Below are 1,065 nucleotides of genomic sequence, written 5' to 3' on the forward strand. Positions count from 1 at the left end.
GCCGACGGTCGGCGACCAGCAGCGGCCGGCGCACGCCGAGTCCGGCCAGCGCGCGGGCGGCCTCCGGGAAGGCGCCGCGCCCCAGCACGATCTCCGGGGTGTGGAACTTGGTGACGCGGGTGGCCGGACGACGGCGAGCCGCGGCCGCCGCTCCGGGACTGGCACCGATCACCGGCCGACCTCCTCGTTCCGTCCCGAAGGTACCGCCCTCACCGCAGTGCCGCACCCAGTTCGTCGCAGCGCTCGAGGATCTCGGCGCCGTCGCGAGCGCTGATCACCCCGCTGCAGTGCTCGGCGTAGTCGCCGAGTGCGCAGCCGGTCTGCGTCCAGTACCGGGAGGGCTCCGGGGTCAGCCAGGCCAGCCGGTGGGTCCGGCGGGCGACGTCGGCCAGCAGGTCCACCCGCGGGTCGAAGGCATTGGACCGGGCGTCGCCCACCGCCAGCACACTGGTGCGCCGGGTCAGCAGGTCGCCGTGCTCGGCGACCAGTTCGGTCCAGAACCGCCCGTAGTCGCTGGTGGCCGACAGGTCCAGACCGTCGGCGGCGAGCACCGCGGTCAGGGCGGCCTCCGGGGAGGCGCTGCGCAGCGCGGGAGTCACCAGCACCGGCCGGTCGACGAAGGCGATCACCTCGCAGCGGTCGCCGAAGCGATGCAGCGTCTGGGCCAGCCGCAGAATGAAGCCGGTGACCGGACGCACCGACAGCGACACGTCCACCAGCACCAGCAGCCGCACCGGGCCGGGCACCCGGCGCCGGCGCCACAGGTCGATCGGCACACCGTCGGTGCTGACGGCGGCCCGCATCGTCGAACGGATGTCGAGGGGGCCGGCGTCGGTGCGCCGGCTCACCCGTCGCGGCGCCCCGCGGATGCGCTGCACCAGCCGGTGACAGGCCCGGTCGATGTCGGCCTGATCCCGGTAGACCGGCGCGGGCGGGCCCTCGTCGTCGCCGGGCGCCGGATCGGCGGCGGCCAGCCGGTCGCTGAGCGCTTCGACGAACCGCGCCAGGGCCGGCTCGAGCTGCTGCCTGCGATGTTCGTCCAGCCCTTCGGCGCCGTCGACGCCG

General features: G+C 75.4%; 1 protein-coding gene. It reads right to left on the minus strand.

Features of this window, described 5'->3' with window-relative positions:
* Positions 1-209: 209 nt before the first annotated feature.
* Positions 210-1,065: VWA domain-containing protein (locus ACJMNC_RS18350; protein ID WP_408949376.1), on the minus strand; the 856-nt coding region annotated here is incomplete at its 5' end.

Origin of the sequence: Gordonia sp. VNK21 (genome assembly GCF_046098115.1) — a bacterium.
Lineage (GTDB): Bacteria > Actinomycetota > Actinomycetes > Mycobacteriales > Mycobacteriaceae > Gordonia.